The sequence below is a fragment of the Marinobacterium jannaschii DSM 6295 genome (assembly GCF_000620085.1).
Classification (GTDB): Bacteria; Pseudomonadota; Gammaproteobacteria; order Pseudomonadales; family Balneatricaceae; genus Pontibacterium; species Pontibacterium jannaschii.
On sequence record NZ_JHVJ01000004.1, the window covers coordinates 183,866 to 209,449 of the forward strand.

The following is a 25,584-nucleotide window of genomic DNA, read 5'->3' on the forward strand; positions in this document are numbered from 1 at the left end:
AATCGATCTCCGCGATGAAACAATCACGTTATCTGGACATAGCGAAACGACTGGCCAGCCTGCCAGCGGAGAAGCAGCAGCTGTTCCGCGACAAGCTGGCAGAGCAGGGGATCAACAGCTGGCAGCTGCCGATCGTACCTGCATCTGAAGGCGCGCCTGCCCGGCTGTCGCTGGCGCAGCAGCGCTTCCTGGTGGCCGAGCAGATGAGCAACCGGGCGCTGTATAACCTCTGTACCGTACTGCGCTTCGACAGTGGCCTCAATATTGCCGCCTTGCAGCAGGCGATCAGCGCGCTGTTACAGCGTCATCAGGTGCTGCGCACCCGTTACCGTCAGGATGGTGAGGGTAACTGGCAGCCGGAACTGATGCCGCTGCCCGAATTGCAGCTGCAGGCGCAGCCACTGGCAATCGGTGCTGTCAGTGCCCTGCAAGCCTGGTCTCAGGCTGAGTATGAGCGCCAGCTGGCCGAGGCCTTTGATCTGACGGTCGAGCTGCCATTTCGTATCAGCCTGTTCCAGACAGAAGCTGATAGCGCTGACGACAGCTACTGGCTGTTCTTCACTATCCACCATGTCGCCTTTGATGCCTGGTCGGCACAGCAGCTGAACCAGGAGCTGGCCCTGCTCTATAGCGCCGCCGCCAAGGGCGAGCATGCCGAGCTGCCCGCACTGCCGATTCAGTACAGCGACTATGCCCGCTGGCAGTGTGACTGGCGGCAAGGGGAGGACTATCAGCGCCAGTGCGACTACTGGCAGCAACAGCTGGCGGATGCGCCGCCGTTGCTGGAGTTGCCGCTGGACCGGCCACGGAAACCGGCCCATGCCCGCAGTTTCAGCGGTGCCGTACAACGTCTCAGCCTGAGTCAGGCTTTGAGTGATCAGCTGCGGCAACAGGTCAGCGGCATTGGCAGCACCCTTTATATCTATCTGCAGACGGCCTTCAGCTGGTTGCTGTCGCACTACAGTCAGCAGACCGATCTCTGTTTCGGCAGCTCGGTGGCCAACCGCAGCCGTCAGGAACTGAGCGGGCTGGTTGGCCCGCTGCTGAATACCCTGGTGCTGCGCCATGATCTGAAGGGCGATCCCAGCTTCAGCGATTCCCTGACCCGCACCCAGGCGGTGACCGCTGCCGCCTTTGACCATCAGGACCTGCCGCTGGAACATCTGCCTGACCTGCTGCAGCTGGAGCGCGGTGGCCTGCACTCGCCACTGTTCCAGGTGATGTTTGTCCACATCGCACTGCCGGGTAACCGTCGTGTGGGGTTGCCGGGCACCCACGTTGAGATTGTCGAGCCGCAGCAGCGTCATGCCCGCTTCGACCTGACCCTGAGGGTGGTTGAGCCCGCTGAAGGCCATATCAGCCTGGAGCTGGAATACAGCAGCGAGCTGTTTGATCAGGTCAGCGCCATCCGCCTGCTGGAACACCTGCAGCAGACCCTGGAACAGACCCTGGCCGCACCGCAGCTGCGTCTTTCCGAACTGCATTTCCAAAGTCAGATGAGTCGCCAGCAGGGCGATGCACTGGCCTGCCCGGCACAGCTGATCGATCCGCGTCTGCGGCAGTGGGCGCAGCAGGGTGACAGCCGTATCGCCCTGGACAGCGGCGACAGCCAGCTGAGCTATGCCGAATTGGATCGAGTGGTCGATCTGCTGGCCGCTGAACTGCAGCAGCGCGGTACCGCCAAGGGCGACCGGGTTGCGATCTGCATGCCCCGTGAGCCACGCCAGGTCGCAGCGATGCTGGCGTGCTGGCGTATCGGCGCCATCGCCCTGATGCTGGATCCGCGTCAGCCGCAGCAGCGCTTGCAGGCACTGTTGGAAGATGCTGATGCCGCACTGCTGTTGCATCTGGGTGAGGCGGTGGAGGCTTGCTCCATCACTAAACTGCAACTGCCGGGCTGGTCACAGCTGGCCAGCGACAGCAACGGCGAGCAACCGGTTGCGCCAACTGCGGTTGAGCTGAGTGCTGCCGATCCGGCCTATATCCTCTATACCTCCGGTTCCACCGGCAAGCCGAAGGGCGTACTGGTCAGCCAGGGAGCGGTGGCGCACTATGCAGCCGCTATCTCGCAGCAGATCCCGGCCGAGGCGGATGCCCGCTGGCTGACCCTGGCAACGGTGGCTGCCGACCTGGGTTTGACCTCAGTATTTGCCGCCCTGTACCAGGGGCAGGCGCTGCTGCTGCCAGAGGCCGAACTGGCCTTCGATCCACCGGCATTGGCCGAGTTTCTCTCTGCCCACCCAGCGGATTACCTGAAGATAGTACCCTCCCATCTCAAGGGCCTGCTCAGCGTTGCCGAACCTGCGCGGATTCTGCCGCGCAAGGCGCTGATCAGCGGTGGTGAAGGTCTGGATGCGCGTCTGTTTGCACAGCTGCGCGAGCTGGCGCCTGAGATGGCGATCATCAACCACTATGGCCCGAGTGAGGCCACCGTGGGTGTAAGTTGCAGCCGTATCGAACAGTTTAGCGAATTGACCAGCAGCGCTGCGCCGCTGGGCCGGGCGCTGCCGGGTATGCGTCTTGAGGTGCGGGGCCGCGACGGACAGCTGCTGCCGCAAGGTGCCTCGGGTGAACTCTATATCGCCGGCCCGCAGTTGGCTGAGGGCTACTGGCAGCGTGAAGCACAGAGCGCCGAAGTTTTTGTTGGCCAGGCTGCTGCACGCAGCTATCGCAGTGGTGACCGGGTACGTCTGAACAACAGCGGTCTGCTGGAATATCTGGGCCGTGCTGATGATCAGGTTAAGCGTCGTGGCTATCGCCTCGAACTGGGCGAAGTCAGCGGCTGGCTGCAGGCGCAGTTGGAAGTGACGCTGGCTGCGGCCCTGATCTGGCAGCAGGAGGAGCGCCAGCTACTGGTTGCCTGCCTGCAGGCTGAGGCAGGTCAGGAAGCTGTATTGAATGAAGTGCTGAAAGCCCGGATGGAAGCGGAGCTGCCGGATTATATGGTGCCGGATCGCCTGATCTGCAGCGAACAGCTGCCGCTGAACGCCAACGGTAAGATCGATCGCCAGCAGCTGCCGGCACTGGTTTCGGCGGCCCTGGAGACTGAAGCGAAAGGCGCAGACACGCAGGACTCTGAAGCGGGTGCACTGAGCGCCAACGAGCAGGCACTGGCGGCGATCTGGCAGCAGCTGCTGGCGCTCGACAGTGTCAGTGCCGAGGATGACTTCTACGCCCTGGGCGGTGACTCCATCCTCAGCCTGCAGCTGATCGGCCTGGCGCGCCAGCAGGGGCTGGAGCTGTCACCGTTGCAGGTGATGCAGCACCGCAGCCTGCGTGCGATGGCTGCTTGTTTGCCACAACCGCAAGAGGCCATCCCGCAAGAGGCTATCAGCCCGGCTGCCGAGCAGCTGCGTGACCTCTACCGCGATATCCTCGGTCAGCCTGAGCTGGATCAGGATGCGGATTTCTACCAGAGCGGTGGCGATTCTATCCTTAGCCTGCAGCTGATCGCTCGTGCCCGCGCTGCCGGTCTGCAGCTGACGCCTAAGCTACTGGCGGAAATGCCGATACCACGACAACTGGCCGAGCAGCTGGCGCCACAAGCAGAGAGCACAGTCTCTGCTGGTGAAGAGCTAGGTAGCGAAGCCGTGGCTATAGCGCTGGCAGACCGCAAGCAGCCGCAGCCACTGTCGGCGGCGCAGAAGCGGATCTGGTTTATGCAGCAGCTGTCGCCGGAGAGCAGCGCCTGGAATGTCAGCCAACGCCTGGCGATTCGCGGTGCCCTCAACACTGAGGCATTGGCTAAAGCCTGTGACGCGCTGCTGCAGCGCCATGAGATCCTGCGTAGCCGCTTCTTCGAGCTTGAAGGCGAGGGCGACACTGCTGTTGTGCAGCAGCCACTGAGCCAGTGGAACTCACCGCTGCAGATTCACTCACTGACGGATGCAGATTTGAATGCTGGGCTGGGTGCTGGTCTGGAGAGCCTGATGGCTGAAAAACAGCGCCGGGTGTTCGACCTGGCCAGCGGCGAGCTGCTGGCACTGGATCTGTTCCAGCTCGGTGAAGATGACTATCAGCTGCTGATCAACCTGCATCATATCGCCACCGACGGCTGGTCTATGGGGCTGTTGGTGCAGCAGTTCCTCGGCTTCTATCAGCAGGCCGCCGCCGGTGAGCCATTGCAGGTAGAGCCGATGCAGCCAGCCTATATCGACTGGGCGGCCACGCAGCAGGCGCAGGATAACGCCGAAGCCGAAAGCTATTGGCAGCAGCGCCTTGAGGGCATGCCGCAGACTCTGGCTCTGGCCACCGACTACGCTTATCCAGCACTGCAGAGCGATAACGGCGCTCGCGTTGAAGCAGTGTTGCCGGATAGCCTGACCGCCGCGATCGAAAGCCATGCCCGCGAGGCTGGCCTGACACCGTTCCAGCTGCTGTTGGCCGGCTGGAAGCTGCTGCTGTGGCGTTACAGCGGCCAGCAGGACTTTGCGGTCGGCGTACCGGTGGCGGGGCGTGATGACCCGGCCAGCCAGCAGATGGTGGGTGTCTTTATCAACACCCTGGCAAGCCGCTGCCAGATCGATCCGCAGGCGAGCCTGGGTCAGTGGCTGAGCGCCAGTGCTGAAGCCTCTGTTGCAGACCTGAACCAGCCGATCGCCCTGGAGCGCCTGCTGGAGCTGATGCAGCCAGAACGCGATCTGGCCCGTCCGGCGCTGTTCCAGACCCTGTTCAACTACCAGGCCGACCAGCAGGGCCAGCGCAGTCTGGCGCTGCCGGGACTGTCTATCGAAGCGCTGCCGCAGACCGAGGTCAGCAGCAAGAGCGAGCTGAGCCTGAACCTGTTCCGCCAGCAGCAGCTTTCCCTGCAACTGGAATACAACTCAGACCTGTTCAGCGCCATCATTGCCGAGCGCTTGCTAGCCGACTATCAGGCCGTTCTTGTGCAGCTGACAGAACAAGCCGAGCAGCCGCTGCACCAGCTGCAGCTGCCATCCATGCAGCAGCCGCAGGGACAGGGTGCTGTCGCTGAGATCACGGCGGCTGATGACTTTATCCGCCGTTTCGAGGCCCAGGTGGAGGCTACGCCAGAGGCGCTGGCACTGCAGGCTAAAGATCGTCACCTGAGCTACGCTGAGCTGAACCGCGAAGCTAACCAGCTGGCCCACTGGCTGATCAGTCAAGGGGTTAAGCCGGAGCAGCTGGTAGCCTTCTGCCTGCCGCGCGACAGCCGTTTGCTGGTGACCCTGCTGGCGATCCAGAAGGCCGGTGCCGGTTACCTGCCGCTGGATCCGGCACAGCCCCAGGCGCGTCTGCAACTGATCGCCGAACAGGCGGGGGCCCGTCTCTGTCTCTGCGATCTAAACAGTCAGTCCGTGGTGCCGCCAGGTGGCAGCATGCAGCCTGTGTGCCTGGATCAGCTGGGTGATGCCCTGGCGATCCAGCCGCAGAGCAATCCCTGGGTAGAAACTGCACCTCAGATGCTGGCTTATACCCTCTACACCTCTGGCTCTACCGGGATGCCGAAAGGAGTGCAGCTGGAGCGTTGCCAGTTCGCAAACTTCCTGCGGGCGATGGAGCAGCTGCTGCCCGCCTTTAACAAGGCGCTGGCGCTGACCACCATCACCTTCGATATCGCAGGCCTGGAGCTCTGCCTGCCGCTGGTGAAAGGTGCCGCGGTGGTGCTGGCCGACGAGGATGCCCGTCGTGATGGCGAGCTGTTGGCAGGTCTGATCAGCGACAATGGCATCGACCTGGTACAGGCGACCCCATCGGGCTGGCGCCTGTTGCAGGATATGCCAGCAGAGGCCCTGTCCGGCGTGACTGCACTAGCCGGTGGTGAGGCGCTGGATGCCGAGCTGGCAGGCCAGCTGCGCAGCCGTTGCCGCACTCTGATCAATGTCTACGGCCCAACAGAGACCACCGTCTGGTCGACCGCAGCTGAAGTGACAGAGCTGACACAGCCGCTGGCGCCGATCGGTGCGCCGGTGCTGAACAACCACTGTTATGTGCTGGATGCGCAGCTGGAGCCGGTGCCTCAGGGCGTTGTAGGCGAGCTTTATATCGCCGGTGAAGGCGTGGCCCGTGGTTACCAGCACCGCCCTGAACTGAGTGCCGAGCGCTTCCTGCCGGATCCGTTCAGCGCCGAAGGTGGCCGTATCTACCGTACCGGTGACCTGGTGAAATGGCTGCCGGACGGCACCCTCTATTTCGTCGGTCGTGTCGATCAGCAGGTCAAGCTGCGTGGTTTCCGTATCGAGCTGGGCGAGATTGAAGCGGCGCTGCTGAGCCATCCTCAGATCGCTCAGGCGGCTGTGACCGTGCATGGTGAACGTCTGATCGCCTGGTGTGTCGCCGTTGCCGGCGCCACTTCGGATAACGCCGGTCTGCAGGAGCACCTCTCCGCTCAGCTGCCGGACTATATGCTGCCGCAGGGCTATGAATGGCTGCCAACGCTGCCGCTCAATGCCAGCGGTAAGGTTGATCGTAAGGCGCTGCCTGAGCCGAGTAGCAAAGACGTGCCAGAGATGGCGGAGCAGTCAGCGCTGACAGCGGATGAGCAGCTGCTGGCAGGGATCTGGTGCGAACTGTTGGATCTCTCAGTGATCAATCCGCAGGACAACTTCTTCCTGTTGGGTGGTCACTCGCTGATGGCAGCGCAGCTGCGTGCCCGCTTGTGTCAGCAAGGCTATGAACTGCCGCTGCGTACCCTGTTTGAGAACCCGGTACTGGCCGATCTGGCACGCGCGCTACAGGCGATGCAGATTGGGCAGGCGGAGCAGGCGATCCCTGTGGTGGAACGCCATCCGGCGATGCCGCTGTCCGATGCCCAACGCCGTATCTGGTTTATGCAGCAGCTCAATCCGCAGGACGCCGGTTTCAATATGAGCAGCCTGATCGAGCTGGAAGGCGAGCTTGAGATGACTGCCCTGCAGCAGGCGCTGGATGCTGTGGCCGAGCGCCATGAGATCCTGCGCGTGACCTACCATGCCGCCGCCGATGGCGATGCGGTGCAAAGAGTTGAACCACAGCTGCGACCACAGCTGGTGGTGCAGGATTGCCGTGCGCTGTCTGGTCAGATTGATCAGCTTGCCGAGCAGCAAGCGGCAACGCCGTTTGACCTGACCTGCCAGAGCCCGCTGCGTGTCACCCTCTATCAGCTGGATCAGCAGCGCTGGTTGTGTCAGCTGGTACAGCACCATATCGCCTCCGATGGCTGGTCGACAGCGTTGCTGATCAACGACCTGATCGATGCTTACCAGCAGGCGCGACAGCAGGGTGAAGCCCGCCTGCCGCAGCTGCCGGTGCAGTACCTCGACTACGCCGCCTGGCAGGCCAGCGATGCGGTACGCCAGCAACAGCAGGCGGGTATCGATTACTGGCGTGGCCACCTGGCCGGTATGCCGGATCAGCTGGCGCTGCCGCTGGATCATCCGCGCAGTGCCGAGCGCGGCTACAGCGGTGATGCCATTGACCTGCGAGTACCTGCCGAGCTGGCGTCAGCGCTGCAGCAGTTGGCCAACCAGCAGGGCTGCTCGCTGTTTATGCTGCTGATGGCAGCCTACACCGCCCAGCTGCATCTGGAGACCCGCTCTCAGGACATTGTGATGGGCACCGATATCGCCAACCGCGAGCGTAGTGAGACCGAGTCGCTGATCGGCTTCTTCGTCAACCTGATCGCCCTGCGGATGCAGCCACGTGCCACCCTCAGCTTCAGCGACTACCTGCAGCAGGTGCGCAAGGTCTGCCTCGATGGTTTCGCCCATCAGCAGATCCCGTTCGACCGCGTGGTCGAGGCGGTGCAGCCGCCGCGTATGCCGGGCAGCCACCCGCTGATCCAGGCGCTGCTGGTGATGCAGAACACCCCGGATGCCCGTCGCGAGCTGGCGGGGCTGAGCATCACGCCGCAACTCAACAAGCAGCAGCACTCCAAGTTCGATATGGCGCTCTTCGTCAGCGAAGAGGCCGCTGCCGATGGCACCGAGCTGGCGCTGCGCTGGGTCTACCGCAACCAGCTGTTTGAGCGCGCCACTATGGAGCGCCTTGGCAATGACCTGATGGCGCTGCTGCGCCGCATTACCGATAACCCGAATACCCCGTTAACCGCGTTGGCTAAACGCGCGGATGGAAGCCAGAAGATGGAAAGCAAATCCCCTGCAAAACGTAAGCTGAGCAAACTCAGCAAGATGAAAAAAGCCAAGGCCGCACCGGCTGCCAGCCAGTCCCTGGTCAATGCCCGTCCTCTGCGTGAGGATGCGCCATTCCCGCTGCTGGTGGAGTGCAATGAAAGCGGCCTGGACCCGATGGCCTGGGCGGAAGCCAACCGCGAGCAGATCATGCAGTGGATCGAGAAGCACGGCGGCATCCTGTTCCGTGGCTTCAGCCTGCCGACACCGGTGGAGTTCGAGCAGTTCTGCCAGGCAATCTATCCGGAACTCTATGGCCAGTACGGCGACCTGCCGAAGAAAGAGGTGGGCGAGAAGATCTATCAGTCGACCCCGTATCCGAATGACCAGATGATCATGTACCACAACGAAAGCTCCCATCAGCACCGCTGGCCGCGCCGTCAGTGGTTCTACTGCGAGATTGCGGCGGAGTCCGGTGGCGCAACCCCGATCGTAGACTGCCGAGAGCTGTATAACCGCCTGCCGCAGGCGGTGCGCGATAAGTTACAGGCCAAGCAGCTGCGCTATGTGCGTAATTTCAGCGGCCTGGATGTTAGCTGGCAGCACTTCTTCAAGACTGAAGATCGCGCCGAGGTAGAGGCGATCTGTCGCGACGGCAATATCGACTTCGAATGGTATGGCGAGGACAAACTGCGCATCAGCCAGGTCTGCCCGGCGGTGATCCGCCATCCGATTACCGGCGAGATGAGCTTCTTTAACCAGATCCAGCTGCACCACTACAGCTTCCTCGAAGCGGATGTGCGCGAGCACCTGCTGGAGGTTGGCGGCGAAGAGAACCTGCCGCGTAACGTCTACTACGGTGACGGCGAGCCGCTGGAGCAGGAGGTGGTTGACCTGATCAGCGAGCTGTATGAAGCCTGCGCGGTGCGCTTTAAGTGGCGTCATAGTGACGTGGTGATGGTGGATAACATGCTGGCGGCGCATGCCCGCGATCCGTTTGAGGGTAAGCGCAAGATGGCGGTAGCGATGGGCGACCTCTACCGTCGCGAGCAGCTTGACGATCTGAGCCTGGAATCAGCCCAGGAACTTAATGCAGAAACCGATGTAGAAACCGAGGCAGAGCAGGAGCTGGCATCATGAGCTTGAACGAGCAGAATTCCTACTGGGATAACCCGGCCAGCGATATGGGTGCGGCCCTGACCCTGCAGCAGCAACAGTTGGTGGAGTCCGCGCCGCTGCGTTTCTTCTGGCTGGATCTGGCTGATAGCAATACCGAAACCAATGCGGCTGAGGCTGAAGCACGACTGCGCCAGCTGATGCAGAGCCAGCAGGCACTGGCGACCGGTTATGCGATCCCTCAGGGGTTCAGCGCTCTGCGTCAGCAGGTTCAGGCTCCACGCCTGGACTGGCGTCTGACCAGCGGTGAGATGCTGGAGCCGATCCGGGCCGAAGCGGAGCAGGTGTTCAAGGCCGAACAGCCGCACCTGCTGGCCTGGTTTTGGACCGGTGAGGCGGGCGCCAAGCGTCTACTGTTGGCCGGTTCTGCCCTCAGCCTGGATGAGGGCACTGTGGCACGGATCCGTGAGGTGTTGATCGGCCAGCGTGAAGCCGATGCCGAGCCGGAGATGCAGTACCTCGACTACGCCGGTTGGATCAGTGAGCTGCAGCAGGATGAGGATGCCGACGAAGCGGTGGCGTTCTGGCAGGGCCAGCAGTTGGCGGATCTGCCAGCGATTGAATTGAACGAACGTCAGGGTGCGGCCAGTGGTGAGACTTCACTGATTCGCCTGCCTCTGGCGCGTGGGTTGCAGGACCAGCTGGTTGCCCGGGCCGAAGCGATGGAGGCCGAGCCTCAGTTGCTGGCGCTGGTGGTATGGGCGGCGCTGCTGCAGCGTCTCAGTGGTCGCGAGCAGTTCCAGCTCAGCCGCTACCACGATTGCCGTGATGATTACGAAGAACTCGACGATGCGATGGGCCTGATGCAGCAGCCGCTGCCGGTGCCTTTCTATGATTTCAACGGCCTAGATCTGCAGCGTGCTGTCAGCGGTCTGGCACCGTTGCTGGAAGAGCAGCTGGAGTATCAGGAGTATGTCGGCCAGGTGGCGCAGCAGAGTGCTGCCGCACGACAGGTCAGCTTCCACTGGCACTCACAAAATGCCCTGGATGATATCCGCGGTGAAGGCCTGCCCGCTGCGGGTCAGTTGAGCCTGCAGCTGATCGCCACTGATGAGGGCGAGGGTGAACTGCTGCTGGCCTATGACAATGGTCGCTATGGCGAAGCGGCGATGCAGCGCCTGCTGGCCCGCCTGCCACTGTTGATGCAACAGGCACTGGCCCAGCCAGACAGGGCACTGACCCAGTTGTGCTGCCTGCTGGATGATGAAGCGCCTGAGATGGCTGCTGCCCAGGATAGCCAAGACTGCGCCGATCTGGTCAGTCTGGTCCGTCAGCAAGCCGTGGCAAAGCCAAATAGCCCGGCGCTGCGTGATGGCGATAAGCTCTATAGCTATGCCGAGCTGGACCAGCTCAGTGATCGTATCGCCGCTAACCTGCAACAGGCGGGGGCGGCCCCGGAAACAGTAGTAGCGCTCTGTCTACCACGCAGTGCCGAGCTGCTGCTGGCGATGTTGGCAGTGCTGAAAACCGGCGCAGCTTACCTGCCGCTGGATCCTGAACAGCCACTGGCCCGTATCAACGCCATTCTGGCCGATGCCGCTCCTGTGGTGCTGGTGGCTGAAGATGGCGATTTCCAGAGCGCGGGTGAGTTACTGGGCTGGCCGCAGTTGATGCAGGCCGAAACACAACTGGCGGCGGTTGAGGCTAAGCCGCAGGTGCTGGCTTATCTGCTCTATACCTCCGGCTCCACCGGCACCCCTAAAGGGGTACAGGTGACTCAGAGCAACCTGATGCACTACAGCCAGGCCGCGATCGAGGCACTGCAACTGCCAGAAGGCGGCCACTACGGTCTGGTCTCCTCCTTGATGGCAGACCTGGGTAACACCATGCTGTTCCCGGCCTGGTTGCAGGGTGGCTGCCTGCACCTGATCGGTCGCGAGCAGAGCACCGATGGCGTGGCGCTGGCGGCTTATCTGAAGCAGCAGCCGCTGGACTGCCTGAAGATAGTACCTTCCCACCTGGTAGCGTTGACCAGCGGAGCCGAGGACGCTGAACTGCTGCCAACTCAGGCTCTGGTGCTGGGCGGTGAGCGCATCAGCGACAGCCTGCTGGCACAGCTGGCGCAGTGGCAACAGGCAGGCGAGCTTAGCGCCCGCATCTACAACCACTACGGCCCGACCGAAACCACCGTGGGCGTGCTGTGGCAGCAGCTGGATCTGAATGCGGGCAGCAGCGCCCTGGGTGAGGTGCTGGGTAGCAACCGCATCTACCTGCTTGATACAGATCTGAATCCCGCCGTTAGTGGTCAGGTTGCCGAGCTCTATATTGCCGGTCCTAACCTGAGTCGTGGTTATCTGGGCGCCAGTGACCGCACCGCCGAACGCTACCTGCCGGATCCGTTTATCGCCGGTGAGCGTTGCTACCGCAGTGGCGATCTGGCCTTGCGCCGCGCCGATGGTGCTATCGAGATCGTTGGTCGTGCCGACCAGCAGGTGAAAATCCGTGGCTTCCGTCTGGAACTGGAAGAGATCGAAGCACTGCTGGGCAGCCACGCCACAGTCCAGCATACCGCCGTGCTGCTACAGGGCAGCGGCGAACAGGCTCGTCTGATCGCCTTTGCGGTACCGGCTGCCGGTGGTCGCATCGATGACAGGCTGCTGCGCCAGTGGCTGGCAGATCAGCTGCCGGATTATATGGTGCCAGCCCAGCTGATCGCTGCGACCAGTCTGCCGCTGAATGCCAACGGCAAGGTCGATGCCAAGGCATTGTTGGCCCTGGCTGAGCAGCAGGCGCAACGGGAATATCTGCCGCCGCGCAATACGCTGGAACAGCAGATCTGCGAGCTGTGGCAGGAGATCCTGCAGCTGCCGCAGGTCAGCATCGCCGACAGCTTCTTTGAGCTGGGCGGTCACTCCCTGGCGGCGATCAAAGTCGTGGCGCGCCTGCGTCAGATGCTGGCGCGTGAGCTACCGACGGACCTGCTGTTCCGCAAGCAAAGCGTGATGGAGCTGGCGGAGTTCCTGAACAGCGATGAAGAGGTCTCCCGCCTGGTGCCGATCAGTCAGATCGACGGTGCGCCGACCCTGGTACTGATGCACAGTGTTAACGGCGATCTCAACGCTTATGGGCCTTTGCAGCAGGCGCTGCAGGAGAAGGTGAGCCTCTACGGACTGATGCCGGACAGCGGGTTGCTGGAAGGTGCCACGGCTGAACAGTTTGATCAGTTACTGGAGGGTTATGCTGAGTTGCTGGCACCGCTGAAAGCGCAGCCACTGATCCTGGTCGGTTGGAGCCTGGCATCCCGTATCCTGCTGCAGCTATCGCCGCGCCTGCTTGAGAAAGGCTTTAATGTTCAATCAGTTGCCATTATCGACTATGATCCGCAGCGCACACTGGAGAGTGATGGCGATGATCCGGCACAGCTGCGCAGTGATCTCGCGCACTACCTTGGTAGCCGCAACCTGAGCCTGAGTGACAGCCAGTGGCAGCAGCTGCAGCCACTGTTTGCCGGTGACTACCGTCAGGGTGCCGAAGCGCTGCTGGCAAGCCCGGTGTTGCAGGCGGTGCTGGGGGATCAGCTACCACAGGAGGCGATTGCCGCCCGTGTAGCGCAGCGACGTACCCTGAAACAGGTGTTCTACAGCCAGCCACTACCACAGCTCAATCTGCCGTTGTGGCTATGGCTGAGCGAGGAAAACAGCGCTGATCTCGATAGCTGGCAGGCCTACAGCCAACAGCCGGTGCAGGGCTGGCGACTGAATGCCGATCACTTCTCTATCCTGGCTTCCGGGCAACTGGAACAGCAGCTGATGCAGCTGATCAACGCTGGCGACAGCGAGACAAAGGGAACTGCCTGAGTATGGGTATGATTAAACAACTGCTGGCGCAGTCGCGCCGCAGCATGGTGCTGGCGATTGTCGCCAGCGCCCTCAGCGCGGTGGTTGGCGTTACCATTATCGGTGGCGTTAACCATGCGCTGGAGAACGGTATCGAATCGCTGACACTGGCATTGGGTGCCTATATCGCTATGGTGGCACTGCTGTTTGCCAGCGGCGTCTGGTCTCAGTCGCTGCTGGTGGGCCTGGGCCACCGCATGGTCTATCAGCTGCGCCTGCAGCTGGTCGGTCGTATCCTCAATACGCCCCTGGAGCGTCAGGAACAGCTCGGCGCGCCTGCGCTCTATAACGTGCTGACCCGTGATGTCACCATGGTTGCGAATGCCACCAAACAGCTGCCGGTATCGCTCTATAACGGACTGTTGCTGCTGGCGGGTATCGCCTACCTGGCCTGGCTGTCGCCGTTGCTGTTTGGCTGCACCCTGCTGATCGTTGCCTTGGGGGTCTGGGGCGATTTTAAGCTGGTGGGGCGGATCAAGACCATGATGGCCGAGGTGCGCCAGCTTGATGAGCAGCTGTTTGAGCAGTATGAAGCGGTGATCGAAGGGCGCAATGAACTGGGTCTGAGCCAGCCGCGCCGGGGTTTCCTGTTTGACAAGCGCTTCGAGCCCGCAGCCCGTGGTGCGATGGATAAGGCGGTGAAGGCGGACCTGCTGTGGGCGGTGAACCTGAACTGGACCACGGTGCTGGTGTTCGCCCTGATCGGCCTGGTGTTCTTCCTGGGGATGACCCTGGAATCGATCACCCAGGAGGTGATCGTCGGCTATGTCCTGACCACGATGTTCCTGCGCACCCCGATTGCGATGATTCTGGAAGCGATTCCGGCGGTAATCCGCGGCACCGTGGCCCTGAATGCGATCGATAAGCTGGTGCTGGGCGAGGCGGAAGACAAAGCGCAGACTGTTGAGCCGCTGCAGTTCCAGTCGCTGCAGCTGGCTGAGGCACGCTACCAGTATCCCGCTCAGGACGATGAGCCGGGCTTTGCCCTGGGGCCGGTGGACTTCCAGCTACAGCGCGGTGAGCTGATCTTCCTGATCGGCGGTAACGGCAGCGGAAAATCCACCCTGGCCAAGCTGCTGACCGGGCTCTACCTGCCCACTGGCGGCAGCGTGATGATCAACGGTGAAGCGCTTAACGCCGACAATGCGGCGCGCTATCGCAGCTGTTTCTCTACCATCTTCCCTAACTTCTTCCTGTTCGATGATGTACTGGATAGCGAAGGGGAGGGCGGTTACAACCCGCGTATCGACCACTACCTGCAGCGCCTGGCGATCGATCACAAAGTCTCGGTGCAGGATGGTCGGCTGTCGACCACCTCCCTGTCTCAGGGCCAGCGCAAGCGTCTGGCACTGTTGCTGATGTATATGGAAGACCGCCAGGTATTGCTGCTGGATGAGTGGGCGGCGGATCAGGACCCGCTGTTCCGCGAAGTGTTCTACCGCGAGATCCTGCCTGAACTGAAGGCCGCCGGTAAGACCATTATCGCCATCAGCCATGACGACCGCTATTTCGATGCGGCAGACCGGATCTACAAACTGGAAAGCGGTACTATTCGCCCCTTCGATGTTAATCGCGAGTCACTGTTTGCCGAGCAGCAGGCAGTTTCGGCCTAAGGAATTTCTCTAAATGGATGCTATTGAAGCTTTACTGAGCCGGCGCTCCTACCCGCGCCGTAACCTGATCCAGCCTGCGCCTGAGCGGGCGCAACTGGAGCAGATCCTGCAAACGGCGATGACGGTGCCGGACCACGGTAACCTCAAACCCTGGCGCTTTGTGGTGGTACAGGGCGAGGGCATTAAAGACCTCTCCCAGCTGGTGCGCCTGCGCTATGCCGACAAGGGCATGACCGAGCAGCAGCTGGAAGCCTTCGTTGATGAAATCGCCGCCACGCCGATGATGATCTATGTCTGCAGTGCGCTGAAAACCGAACACCGTATCCCAGTACTGGAACAGCAACTGGCCGGTGCCGCCGCCTGCGAGCATATCCTGTTAGCGGCCCATGCCCTGGGCTTTGGCGGCATCTGGCACTCGCTGGAAGCGGACAAGGGGTTGCGCGAGATGCTGCAGATGAGCGAGGAGGACCTGATACTGGGCGTACTTTCTCTGGGGACACCAAAACGCACCGCCCCCGCCAAGCGTAAGTCTTTTGCTGACTTTACTTTAGAGTGGGATCGGCAAGGTGGCCTGCGTCCCTGGCAGGAAAAATCTGAATAGCCTATATCCGGTTACGACAGCATTAGCTGTCACCGACTCCCAGGCGCGGCCAAGGGATTCCCGCGTTACTGATTCCTGCTAAGGTGCCTGATCTATTGTTTTCAGCTGAAGGTGCCCGATGCAGTACTCCATACCGGGGCAGGTAAGCCCCAGCGACAGCCGGCGGGATGCCTTTCTGGCCGGTTGCCGTGACCTTTTACCCTTGGTGCCCGGTGTACTGGCCTTCGGCCTGATCGCCGGTGCCAACGGTGTCGCGCTGGGCTTCAGCCCCGAACTGATTATGGGCATGACCGCGCTGATGTATGGCGGTGCCGGTCAGCTGGCTGCTTATCAGTTGATCCAGGACCAGGCGCCGGTACTGATCATTATGCTGACGGTGTGGATGATCAATATCCGCTTCCTGATCTACAGTGCCACCTTCGCCCCCATTCTGATTCCGCTGAAAAAGCGTTTCCGCCTGCCGCTGACCTACTGCCTGTCCGACCAGAGCTATGGCCTCTGTGCGATGGAGGTCGGTAAAAAGGGCATTATCTGGTACTTTGCCGGGACTGCTATCTCCATGTGGGCCTGCTGGCTTGGTTCGGTCGGGCTGGGGATACTGGTCGGCGCGAAGATCCCGCCGGAGTGGTCACTGGAATTCGCCATCCCGCTGGCCTTCCTGACCATGTTGGTCTCGGCGATCAAGGATCGCCTGCTGCTGGCCACCGCCGTCGGTACTGGCTTACTGGCGGTACTACTGGCCAAGCTGCCCTACCAGAGCGGCTTTATCGTCGCCGTGGCGGGTGGCGTCGGCCTTGGCCTGTTGCTCAGTAACCTGTTCCTGCCGAAAGCGGCACAGGCTAAGGAGGCGGATAATGACTGAACTCCATTTCTGGTTGCTGTTCCTCGGCATCGGTACCGGCACCTTCCTGATCCGCTTCTCCTTTGTTTACCTGCAATCGCGCGGCAAGGCCAACCCGGATCGTTTTAAGAAACTGTTTATCTTCCTGCCCCCGGCGATACTGGCCGCGCTCTGTATCCCACCGATCGTGCTGGATCGTAGCGCCACCGAGCTAAGCCTGCACTGGCCGCAGATTATCGCCGCGATCATCACTGTTATCGTCGCCAAAACCCTCTCCGGTGGCCTCAAGCCGATTGCGGCGGGGCTGCTGACGCTCTATGTGCTTAATCATGTGATCTGAGCCACGAGCTACAGACTTCCTGCATTCCCACAAAAGCCTGGTTGCTTCGGCTCTTTTCTCGTTCCCACAGTCCGAGGCTGTGCAAGTACGCGTAGGTTGGAACTGCGGAGCGAAGCGACAAAGTCCAACATCTTCCCGGTAGCCTGCCGCCGATGCTACAGCGCTTTGGCATCGATGCCGAACAGTGGTTAAGGGTGATGCAGCCAAGGGGTTACAGCTCAGTCGCGGCGGTTGTTTTCGGCGGCCTGGGCGGGCTGGGGTGGGTCGTATTCAGTCCACCTCTTTAGGGAGTGAATTTTTATGGGTGTCTTTAATATTCTCGAGAATACACAGGTACAGGACTCTGGTATCTAGATCGATACCAGAGTAAAAACGTTGGTTATTGATGTAAAATCTTACTAGTCATTATCCGGTATGGTTTGGTCACTTATCAGCCCAGGCAGCCAGCCGGGCAAAATGGATAAGGCTCAATGAGTATCAAGGCGCTGCGCTCCAAAATTTCCACAGAGCGCGGCGTTCTGGGACAAGTACAAATATCCGTACAAATAATGTGGTCAGGTACAAAGTATCAAAATTTATCTTTACTCGCCTTGGTATAAACAACTATGAAGAACCGACTGTCCCAGAAAACCTCCTCGACTGTATCGACGCTCGATGATCTTGCGAAATTGGCAAATTATTCCTTCATGGACAGGCTCAACTGTGACCCTGACGCGACAGAAAACGGTGCCGACCATGCGCCGCGACAGGTCTTTACCGGCCATTATGTCCCCGTTACCCCTACGCCAATTAAAGACCCTGAGTATGTAGCGCACAGCAAAAACTTCTTTTCCGAGCTAGGCTTCGCCGACAGCATGGCAGAGTCCTCCGACTTCGTCCGCATGTTCTCCGGCGATATCTCTCAGGTTCCAGCGCCGATGCGCAAGGTCGGCTGGGCGACTGGTTACGCACTTTCCATCTACGGTACTGAATACACCCAGCAATGCCCGTTTAAAACCGGCAACGGATATGGAGACGGCCGTGCCGTGTCTGTGCTTGAGGCCGTTATCAACGGTCAACGCTGGGAGATGCAGCTCAAAGGAGGTGGACGCACACCCTATTGCCGCGGCGCGGACGGTCGCGCTGTTTTGCGCTCCAGTATCCGCGAGTTCCTGGCGCAGGAGCTGATGCACGCTTTGCGTGTGCCGACAACACGGTCTTTGAGTTTGTATGTTTCAAAAACCGAAAAGGTAAAACGCCCCTGGTACTCACCGGGCTCGCGCTCGGAGAATCCCGACATGCTGATCTCTGAGGCTGTCGCGATCTCGACACGTGTCGCACCGTCGTTTATCCGCGTTGGCCAGCTCGAGCTTTTCGCTCGTCGGGCCCGTAAAAACGAACACCCGAAAGCGATGGAAGAACTTGAGAAGATAGTGCTGCACCTGATTGATCGTGAGTACGCTGACGTTATCGATCAGCAGCTGACCACTCCGGAAAAAGTGGTGTTGTTAGCGCGCGAGTTCCGTGGCCGCCTTACGTCTCTGGTGGCGAACTGGATTCGCGTTGGCTTCTGTCAGGGTAATTTCAACAGTGATAACTGTGCAGCGGGTGGCTTTACACTTGATTATGGTCCCTTCGGATTTTGCGATGTCTATAATCCGTATTATCAGCCTTGGACGGGTGGTGGTCATCACTTCTCGTTCATGAACCAGACAAACGCAGCGCAGCGTAACTTCGACTCGTTCTGCTCGGCTTTACGACAGCTGTTGGTATCGCAGCAGGACGCTTTGCTAGCACTTGATGAGATTCAACGTGAATTTCCCGAAGTCATGTACGCGCAAATGGAAACGATGTGGGCTGCCAAACTGGGTCTTGGCACTTTAAACACCGAGTCTCAGAAGGCGCTATACAAGGAAGTACTCGGCGAGCTGGAAGCGCTCATGATGCAGACGCCTGTTGATTACACTATTTTCTTCCGCGAGCTGTCGTCAATCCCTGACGATATTGGACCACTCAAGAAAAGCTTCTACATTAACTCGTCGCATGATAAAGACGCCGAAGAGATGGATCAGCGCTGGGCGGAGTGGCTCGCAAAATGGAAAACGCTTCTCAATAGCACCCATGAGGCGAATGCGACTTCGCCCCGAACCAGCGAGGAAATCTCCAGCCAGATGAAACGGGTCAACCCAAAATACATTTTGCGAGAGTGGTTTGTAGTGCCAGCTTATCAGCAAGCTGCAGAGGGCAATTACGCGCTACTTCAGGAACTGCAGGACGTGATGACACAGCCATATGCAGAGCAGTCGAAGGACGTGGAAGATAAATACTATCGGTTGAAACCAGCTGAGTTCTTTGAGGTGGGTGGACTGTCCCATCTTAGTTGCTCGTCGTGATTCTTTGGACTTAAAAAGTACTGCCAGATACAACTTAGCAGTGAATTTTTATGGGTGCCCTTAATGTTCGGAAGCCAGCTCCGAGGCCGATTGCTTTTTTCTTTCCCTCGGCCTCTGTGGGAACGCATATTTCTCGATGTAGAGTATCGAGGTCTTAATCTACCCCTCTGCCAAGACTAATTCCTGTGGTTATTCATTTTCTTTACTCGCATAAAGAAAACGGCCAAAAGTGCGCCCCACGACTTGTGGGCTGCGCCATTCCCTGCGCTTGTCGCCTGCTGCGGGGCGAGCTGGAAACTCCTCGCTGCGCTCGTCAGACACCCAGCCCGCTAAGCCCGCCTCAGCCGCCAATGCTCGGCTGCGTCGAAGGGGATTGGGGCACTCCGTAGCCTGATATGGAGTGACAGTGCTGTTTGCAAGTTGGAGTAGGATCAACCAATGGTGACTAAAAGAGTTCGGGGGATGTCTTAGCCGATAGAGTTATGCGAGGATATACGTCACTTTGATGCTTTTTCACAGAAGGACTCTGGAGCAATGCTTAAGGATTCAAGAAAAATCAAATACTTATCCCTTACCATTAAATTCCTGCTCTGTAGATATACATCAAATTGACGCGTTTAAACACGTAAAATTGACATATATTTAACTGTTATAAGCCTTCCTCGCAATCTGATACATATAAAGGGAATTAGATGTACGATCAAGAAGTTAAAGATTATGCTCGAGCACAAGAGCAGCTCATCTCAAATTTAGATTATCGTATTTTTGAACACGATGATGGGCGCTCAGAAGGGCGTCAGGAACTTATGAGAGACTATGCAAGGGTTTTATATTCATCGTCGTTTAGGCGACTTCAGGGAAAGATGCAGCTGCTAGGTGTAGATGCAAATAGATTCAATCGAAACCGTCTAACGCATAGTCTTGAAGTGGCTCAGATAGCACGATCTATTGCAATGGATCTAGGACTTGAAAATACAGTTGTCAGTGAAACAGCTTCTTTAGCACACGATATCGGAAACCCCCCGTTTGGTCATTATGGGGAGGTGGTTCTAAATGAATTGAGTGCTGGTTGTGGTGGTTATGAAGGAAACGCTCAAGCGTTTCGTATTCTGCGTACTCTTGAGAAAAAGCACCACAAATATTCTGGTTTAAATCTAACTGTTCGAACTTTGATGGCAGTTACTAAGTACTTCTTCAATAAAAATAAAAACGACAGGAAATTCCTGTACGATAGTGATTATGATTTTTTGTGTACTGAAATTAATAGGCATGATATTTCTATTAAAAAAAGTATCGATGCAGAAATAATGGATCTCGCAGATGAAATAGCGTATGCGGCTCATGATTTAGAAGATGCTCTGAGCTTCGGTATGATCAGCTTGGGTGAAATGGTCCATGAGTTTAAAATTAGCGAAAAGTATCAAGCGGCTTACTTAACCATGGCTACAATCGCTCAAGAAGTACAGAGTGAAGCGATGAATGCTAATAGAATCGGCACCTCTGAGGAGTATGCGATAGTACTCAAAAAAGAGCTAACATCAAAAATTGTTAATACTCTTTGTTCAGATATAGGTCTTGTTGATGGGCAATTGGGATATAAAAAACACTCAAAGCTAGCTGAGGGCTTAAAGAAGCTACTGTTTAAAGCGATTCTTAGAAAGAAAGATATTCAGCTTTATGAGCGCCGTGGCGAAAAAATAATAAGAGGATTGTTTGAAGTATATTGCGATGATAAATACAATAAAGATAATGTGTTATTGCCACCTGAGCTGAGATGTATCAGTGATTGTAAAACCCGTTTAGTGACAGATTATATATCAGGTATGATGGATTCATATGCCGCTCAGGAATATGAAAAGTACTTTGGTAAAAGCAACTTGGAAAAGCTCTACTTTGTCTAGCCGTTTCTTATAACAAAGCCATCAAATAGCGTGCAAAAGTTGCGCTGGACTCGCTATGCTCGCCATTTATGGCGAGCGTTACAAGGCTCCATGAAACCAACCAAACAACAAAGAGATCAGCGGCTGCTACAGCTCCTCAAATATGTGGGAATTCCTGCAAGTTTAGTCGTTGCGGTAACCACCGCTGTGCACGGGCAAGGCTACATCATGTTCATGGTTGTAAGCCTTAGTTTAATGCTTTTGGGAGCGAAGTTTCTTTTCAACAGCAATTCTTACAAGTCAGCGCTTGAACAGCACCGGAATGGCACATTTCCGATGTTTCGGTACATATATGGCTTTTGTGTTTTAGGCTGGGCCTTGTTCAGCTTAACTCTCGGGTTTACAACGACTTGGTTGCTTGATAATGCCTTATAACACATATGAGCCACCCCAGAGTCAAGATTAAGAAAAGATAAGTAAGAAAAAGGACACCCACAAAATTTGAACTCAACAAATTTACAGCCGGGATTTACTGATCTCCATAAAATCCCGGTAGATGTGTTTTAGATTCAGGGCGATCTACTGGTTGTACAGATGGTATTTACCTGATAGCCCCTCTCGCACAGTTATCGATTCAGGCCGTCGAATCGATAGTCTTTCTGCTGATGATCATCGTAAAGCCTTACCCCAACTGCCCTCGAAACCACGCCAGAAACCCTTCCTCCTGCAAATAAAAATGCCCGCCCGGCAGCTGGTGTTGCTGAAATCCAGCGTTACTGTACTCCCGCCACTCACTGATAGCTGCAAACGGCACTTGGCTATCTGACTCGCCGCCGATCGCGGTAATCGGGCAGGGCAGGGGCTCGGCGGGTTCGAACTGGTATTGATCGTGAATCTGGAAGTCTGCTCTGACTACCGGTAGCAACAGCTGGCGGAATTCCGGGTTATCGAGAAATTCATCCGGTGTACCGCCCATCTCCTTTAACAACGCAACTAATTCAGTTTCCGGCAGGCTGTGGCGTGGCTCGCCTTCGGGTCTGAAGTGGGGGGGCCTTGCGGGCTGATAGCCATAGATGTTGTGGCATAGCCGCGCCTATGCGACGGAGTTCCAGTGTCAGTTCCCAGGCGATCAGTGCGCCCAGGCTGTGGCCGAACAGGCTGAAGTTTTTCACGCCTGTTTGGCTGATCTTATCCGCCAGCTGTTTAGCCAGCGCTCGGGCATCGGTGGCGCAGGGTTCGCTGAAGCGGCCGCCGCGACCGGGGTATTCCACCGGTACCACTTGAACCTCCGATAGCGCAGCGGGCCAGGTGCGGTACATGGCTGCGGAACCTCCGGCACAGGGCAGGCAGAAGAGGGTGGTTTTGGTTGTTGCAAGCGAAGAGGTCAGGGGAAAACAGGCGCGGTTGAGATTCATAAAGCAGGTCAGGTAGCCGGTGATGGGTTAGTTCTTGAATGCGTGTCTCAATAGAATCAGACACTTAGTCAGCGAAGATTAAGGTAAAGCAAGTTGCATAAAAGATTGACATTGCACATCTAATCGATAATTATTCGCATTCTTATTACTATACATTAAATAAAATTAACCCAATAGCGTTGTAGTTAGGAGTAATCAGCACATGAAGAAAACGGCGTTGGCCCGCGCAATCGGTCGGGAAACTCAACGGAAAGTAGCCGGTGTCTGGATGGCATCCATGTTAGCTGCGCCGATGGCGATAGCGGCAGAGGAAGCGACAGAGAATGCTGATACTCAGGTGGTTTACGGAACAGAACTGAGCCGCTACGAGTTTGACGAAGCGGAGTCCGTAACCGGCTTCAACGCTGATATCGATGAGCTGCCGCGTACCGTGCAGGTACTGCCTGAGCAGCTGATCCTTGACCAGAACGCTAATAATCTGACTGATGTGCTGGTTAACGCGGCGGGCGTTACCCGCGCGCACGGTTTCGGTGGCACTGAAGCCCAAGTGAATATCCGTGGTTTCCTGAACAATCATATCTTTGTTGACGGTAACCCGGTCAGTAACCGTCACAATATCGATGTTGCCAACATCGAGAGTGCTGAAGTGATTCTGGGCCCTGCATCCGTGTTGCACGGTCAGGTCAGTCCGGGTGGTTTGGTGAATATCATCACCAAGAAGCCTCAGAAAGAGAGCGCTAACTCTATCCAGGCTGAGCTGGATGAACACGGTAAGCGTAAGCTGACCATCGACAGTACCGGTTCCCTGTCTGATACCCTGCAGTACCGCCTGGTTGTATCCGGCGAAGACTCTGAAACTTTCCGTCAGGTGACTACTACTGATGGCACTTTCGATTCCGAGCGCAAGGGCCTGACTGTAGCGCCATCCTTAAGCTACACCCCGGATGAGCAAAATACCTTTACTTTGCGTTTTAGCCATACAGAGCAGGAACTGCCAATTGACCGCGGTACTGTGGCAATTGACGATGGCAGCGGTAACCTATCGATCGCAGAACTACCGGTAGAGCGTCGCCTGGGTAGCGAGTTCGATATCCGTGACAGCAAAGAAGATATGGTTCAGTTCGACTGGGATCATGAACTGGATAACGGTTGGACCAATCGCTTTAAGATTGGTTATTACGAAAAGACGTTTGATGATTATCAGACACGGCCAAGGTTCGGTACTCTCGGGACACCAGCTGACTTAGATAATGAGACGTTAATCGCTATGGCTGGACTACAGTCTGGCTCCGTCCAGGCTAACGGTTTGCTGGGACGATTAGCTGATTCGAACATCGATGTTACGGAGAGTGACTTGTTTCTGTCCGATAGCATTACAGGCGATTACACCCTGGCTGGTATCGACAACACGCTGTATGTCGGTGGAAACTACTACCGACGCAATAAAGAACACAGTGACGGTGTCGGGCTAATTTCAACGCCAGCCCCATTACAGGGACTAGGGTTGCTGCCATTCATGCCTGACCTCAACATGATTGATATCAACAGTCCAACGCAGAGTGCTAATCGCCGAATTGACCAGACTGTCGTTAGTCACTCTGATGAGACCGCTGAAGAGTTTGGCCTGTCTGTACAAAACCTGGCGTACCTGACGGATCGCTTGAATGTGTTGTTGGGTCTGCGTTATGACCGCTACGATCTGGATAAAACCAACACCACTTTCTATAGACCAGGGCCTGTAGATACTTTGGCGGAAAATTCTCTGTCAAAACTATCATCACCTGATGTGGTAGATATCGATAGCTCTAACGACAATATCAGTGGCCAGGCGGGTGCGCTGTACCGTCTGACCGATGAGTTATCTGTCTACGCGTCTTACTCTGAGTCCTTTACTCCGAACTACCCTGACGTAACCGCAGGTGTTGCTTCTTTCACTGGTGATTTGGCTCCGGAAGAAGCCAAGCAGTACGAAGTGGGTGTGAAGTCCAGCCTGATGGATGACAAGCTGCGTCTGACTGCATCTGTTTACAAGCTGCAACGTAAGAATGTTATGAAGTTCGAAGACTTGGTTGCTCGCCTGAATGGCGAAGAGCAAACCAAAGGTGTCGATCTGAGTGCGACCATGCAGTTTGTTCCGGGGCTGAACGTTCTGGCATCTTACTCTTACATGGACACTGAAATCGTTGATGACAACGATGCCACGAAGAACAACGAAGGCAACACGCCATTCAGCGTGCCGGATAACAAAGCGCGTGTCTGGGGTTCTTACGAGTTCCAGGGCGGCAACCTGGCAGGTCTGGGCTTCGGTCTGGGTGCTGAATATGTGGATGAGCGTTTCGGCAACGATGCCAACACCTTCAAGCTGCCTGGCTACACCATCTATGATGCGGCGGCCTGGTACTACATTCCGGTTGGCAGCGATAGCAAACTGCGTCTGCAGGCGGGTGTTAAGAACCTGACCGATAAGACCTACTACCCGGCTAACGGTAGTGGTAATGCCTACCGAATCAACGTCGGCGACCCTCGCACGGTCTACCTGACGGCTCGCCTTGAGTTCTGATTTCAGGGCTAAGTAAGCGAAAACAGCGGCGCCAGCGATGGTGCCGCTTTTTGTGTTTCTGAGATGTGGTTATTTTCTGATGCTGGTTATCGAACAATTAAGCGTTGGTTACAAACGCAAACGGATCTTGCAGGATCTCAGCCTGAGCTTTCCTGAAGGCGGCTTTACCGCCTTGCTGGGCGCTAATGGCTGTGGCAAGACCACCCTGTTGCACACCCTGGCCGGGTTGTTGAAGCCGGAAGCGGGGCAGGTAGTACTGAATGGCGAGCCGCTAAAGTCACTGAGCAGTAAGCAGATCGCCCGTCAGCTGGCGGTGTTGCCGCAGGTGACGACGGCACCGGCCGGACTGACGGTGCGTGAGTTGGTGATGCAGGGGCGTTTTCCCTGGCAGAACTGGTGGCGGCAGTGGTCGGATGAGGATGAGGCGGCCGTGGAGGCGGCGATTGCAGCGACCGGTATCGCTGATTATCTGGATATGCCGCTGGAACAGCTCTCCGGTGGTCAACGCCAGCGCTGCTGGATCGCCATGACCCTGGCTCAGGATACGCCGCTACTGCTGCTGGATGAGCCAACTACCTATCTGGATATCTCCCACCAGGTGGAGCTGATGAACCTGATTGCATCGCTGCGCCTGAAGGGTAAAACCATCATTGCGGTGCTGCATGACCTGAATCAGGCGGCAACCTATGCCGATCACCTGGTGATGATGAAGGGCGGTAATGTCTACGCTCAGGGTGATGTCGACCAGGTGTTTACGCCGCAGAACCTGAAGGCGGTGTTCGATCTGGATGCCCATATCATCAGCGATCCCCACAGCGGTAATCCGATCGCAGTGCCGCTGCTGGAAAGCCATCTCTGTTCTGATCTGAAGCAGGTGGGCTAGG

10 protein-coding genes and 1 pseudogene are annotated in these 25,584 nt (G+C 57.5%); 10 read left to right on the forward strand and 1 reads right to left on the reverse strand.

What is annotated here, in order from left to right:
• The first annotated feature begins 14 nt into the window (after positions 1–14).
• The 8 genes from Q354_RS0102545 to dgt all read left to right on the forward strand — a co-directional run bounded on the left by Q354_RS0102545 (position 15) and on the right by dgt (position 20,746).
• Positions 15–9,206 carry a non-ribosomal peptide synthetase gene (locus Q354_RS0102545; protein ID WP_027856251.1) on the forward strand — a complete coding sequence of 3,064 codons (9,192 nt, stop codon included), beginning with the start codon at positions 15–17 and terminating at the stop codon, positions 9,204–9,206.
• Entirely contained in the window at positions 9,203–13,039 is a 3,837-nt protein-coding gene (locus Q354_RS24330) for a non-ribosomal peptide synthetase (protein ID WP_051559828.1), read from the forward strand. Before Q354_RS0102545 ends, Q354_RS24330 begins: the two co-directional genes overlap by 4 nt.
• An 8-nt stretch (positions 13,040–13,047) precedes the next feature.
• Positions 13,048–14,691, forward strand: a complete 1,644-nt coding sequence (locus Q354_RS0102555) for a cyclic peptide export ABC transporter (protein WP_245600970.1) — start codon at positions 13,048–13,050, stop codon at positions 14,689–14,691.
• Positions 14,692–14,704: 13 nt separating this feature from the next.
• Positions 14,705–15,292, forward strand: a complete 588-nt coding sequence (locus Q354_RS0102560) for a nitroreductase family protein (protein WP_027856253.1) — start codon at positions 14,705–14,707, stop codon at positions 15,290–15,292.
• 118 nt (positions 15,293–15,410) lie between these two features.
• Positions 15,411–16,154, forward strand: coding sequence for an AzlC family ABC transporter permease (locus Q354_RS0102565; protein WP_084332445.1), 744 nt, complete (start codon positions 15,411–15,413; stop codon positions 16,152–16,154).
• On the forward strand, positions 16,147–16,473 hold the full coding sequence (locus tag Q354_RS24335; RefSeq protein ID WP_027856255.1) for an AzlD domain-containing protein: 327 nt from the start codon (positions 16,147–16,149) through the stop codon (positions 16,471–16,473). The genes Q354_RS0102565 and Q354_RS24335 overlap by 8 nt, the downstream gene beginning before the upstream one ends.
• A 605-nt stretch (positions 16,474–17,078) precedes the next feature.
• Complete coding sequence (locus Q354_RS0102575) at positions 17,079–18,845, forward strand: protein adenylyltransferase SelO (protein ID WP_027856256.1); 1,767 nt, start codon at positions 17,079–17,081, stop codon at positions 18,843–18,845.
• Between the two features lie 692 nt (positions 18,846–19,537).
• The gene (gene dgt / locus Q354_RS0102580; protein WP_027856257.1) at positions 19,538–20,746 is read left to right on the forward strand and encodes a dGTP triphosphohydrolase; all 1,209 of its coding nucleotides are present in this window, start codon (positions 19,538–19,540) and stop codon (positions 20,744–20,746) included.
• A gap of 661 nt (positions 20,747–21,407) precedes the next feature.
• Here dgt and Q354_RS28975 read toward each other — a convergent pair.
• Positions 21,408–22,140: pseudogene (locus Q354_RS28975) on the reverse strand (thioesterase II family protein).
• Positions 22,141–22,408: 268 nt separating this feature from the next.
• Between Q354_RS28975 and Q354_RS0102595 the strand changes: the two are divergent.
• Both Q354_RS0102595 and Q354_RS0102600 read left to right on the forward strand, forming a co-directional pair.
• Positions 22,409–24,700, forward strand: a complete 2,292-nt coding sequence (locus Q354_RS0102595; RefSeq protein ID WP_245600972.1) for a TonB-dependent siderophore receptor — start codon at positions 22,409–22,411, stop codon at positions 24,698–24,700.
• A 79-nt stretch (positions 24,701–24,779) separates the two neighbouring features.
• Positions 24,780–25,583: an ABC transporter ATP-binding protein gene (locus Q354_RS0102600; protein WP_027856260.1), complete on the forward strand. Its 804-nt coding sequence runs from the start codon at positions 24,780–24,782 to the stop codon at positions 25,581–25,583.
• The last annotated feature ends 1 nt before the right edge of the window (position 25,584 follow it).

Coding starts and splice junctions, on each gene's coding strand:
- Q354_RS0102545 (WP_027856251.1), top strand. CDS start 15: ATGAAACAATCACGTTATCTGGACATAGCGAAACGACTGGCCAGCCTG.
- Q354_RS24330 (WP_051559828.1), top strand. CDS start 9,203: ATGAGCTTGAACGAGCAGAATTCCTACTGGGATAACCCGGCCAGCGAT.
- Q354_RS0102555 (WP_245600970.1), top strand. CDS start 13,048: ATGATTAAACAACTGCTGGCGCAGTCGCGCCGCAGCATGGTGCTGGCG.
- Q354_RS0102560 (WP_027856253.1), top strand. CDS start 14,705: ATGGATGCTATTGAAGCTTTACTGAGCCGGCGCTCCTACCCGCGCCGT.
- Q354_RS0102565 (WP_084332445.1), top strand. CDS start 15,411: ATGCAGTACTCCATACCGGGGCAGGTAAGCCCCAGCGACAGCCGGCGG.
- Q354_RS24335 (WP_027856255.1), top strand. CDS start 16,147: ATGACTGAACTCCATTTCTGGTTGCTGTTCCTCGGCATCGGTACCGGC.
- Q354_RS0102575 (WP_027856256.1), top strand. CDS start 17,079: ATGAAGAACCGACTGTCCCAGAAAACCTCCTCGACTGTATCGACGCTC.
- dgt (WP_027856257.1), top strand. CDS start 19,538: ATGTACGATCAAGAAGTTAAAGATTATGCTCGAGCACAAGAGCAGCTC.
- Q354_RS0102595 (WP_245600972.1), top strand. CDS start 22,409: ATGGCATCCATGTTAGCTGCGCCGATGGCGATAGCGGCAGAGGAAGCG.
- Q354_RS0102600 (WP_027856260.1), top strand. CDS start 24,780: ATGCTGGTTATCGAACAATTAAGCGTTGGTTACAAACGCAAACGGATC.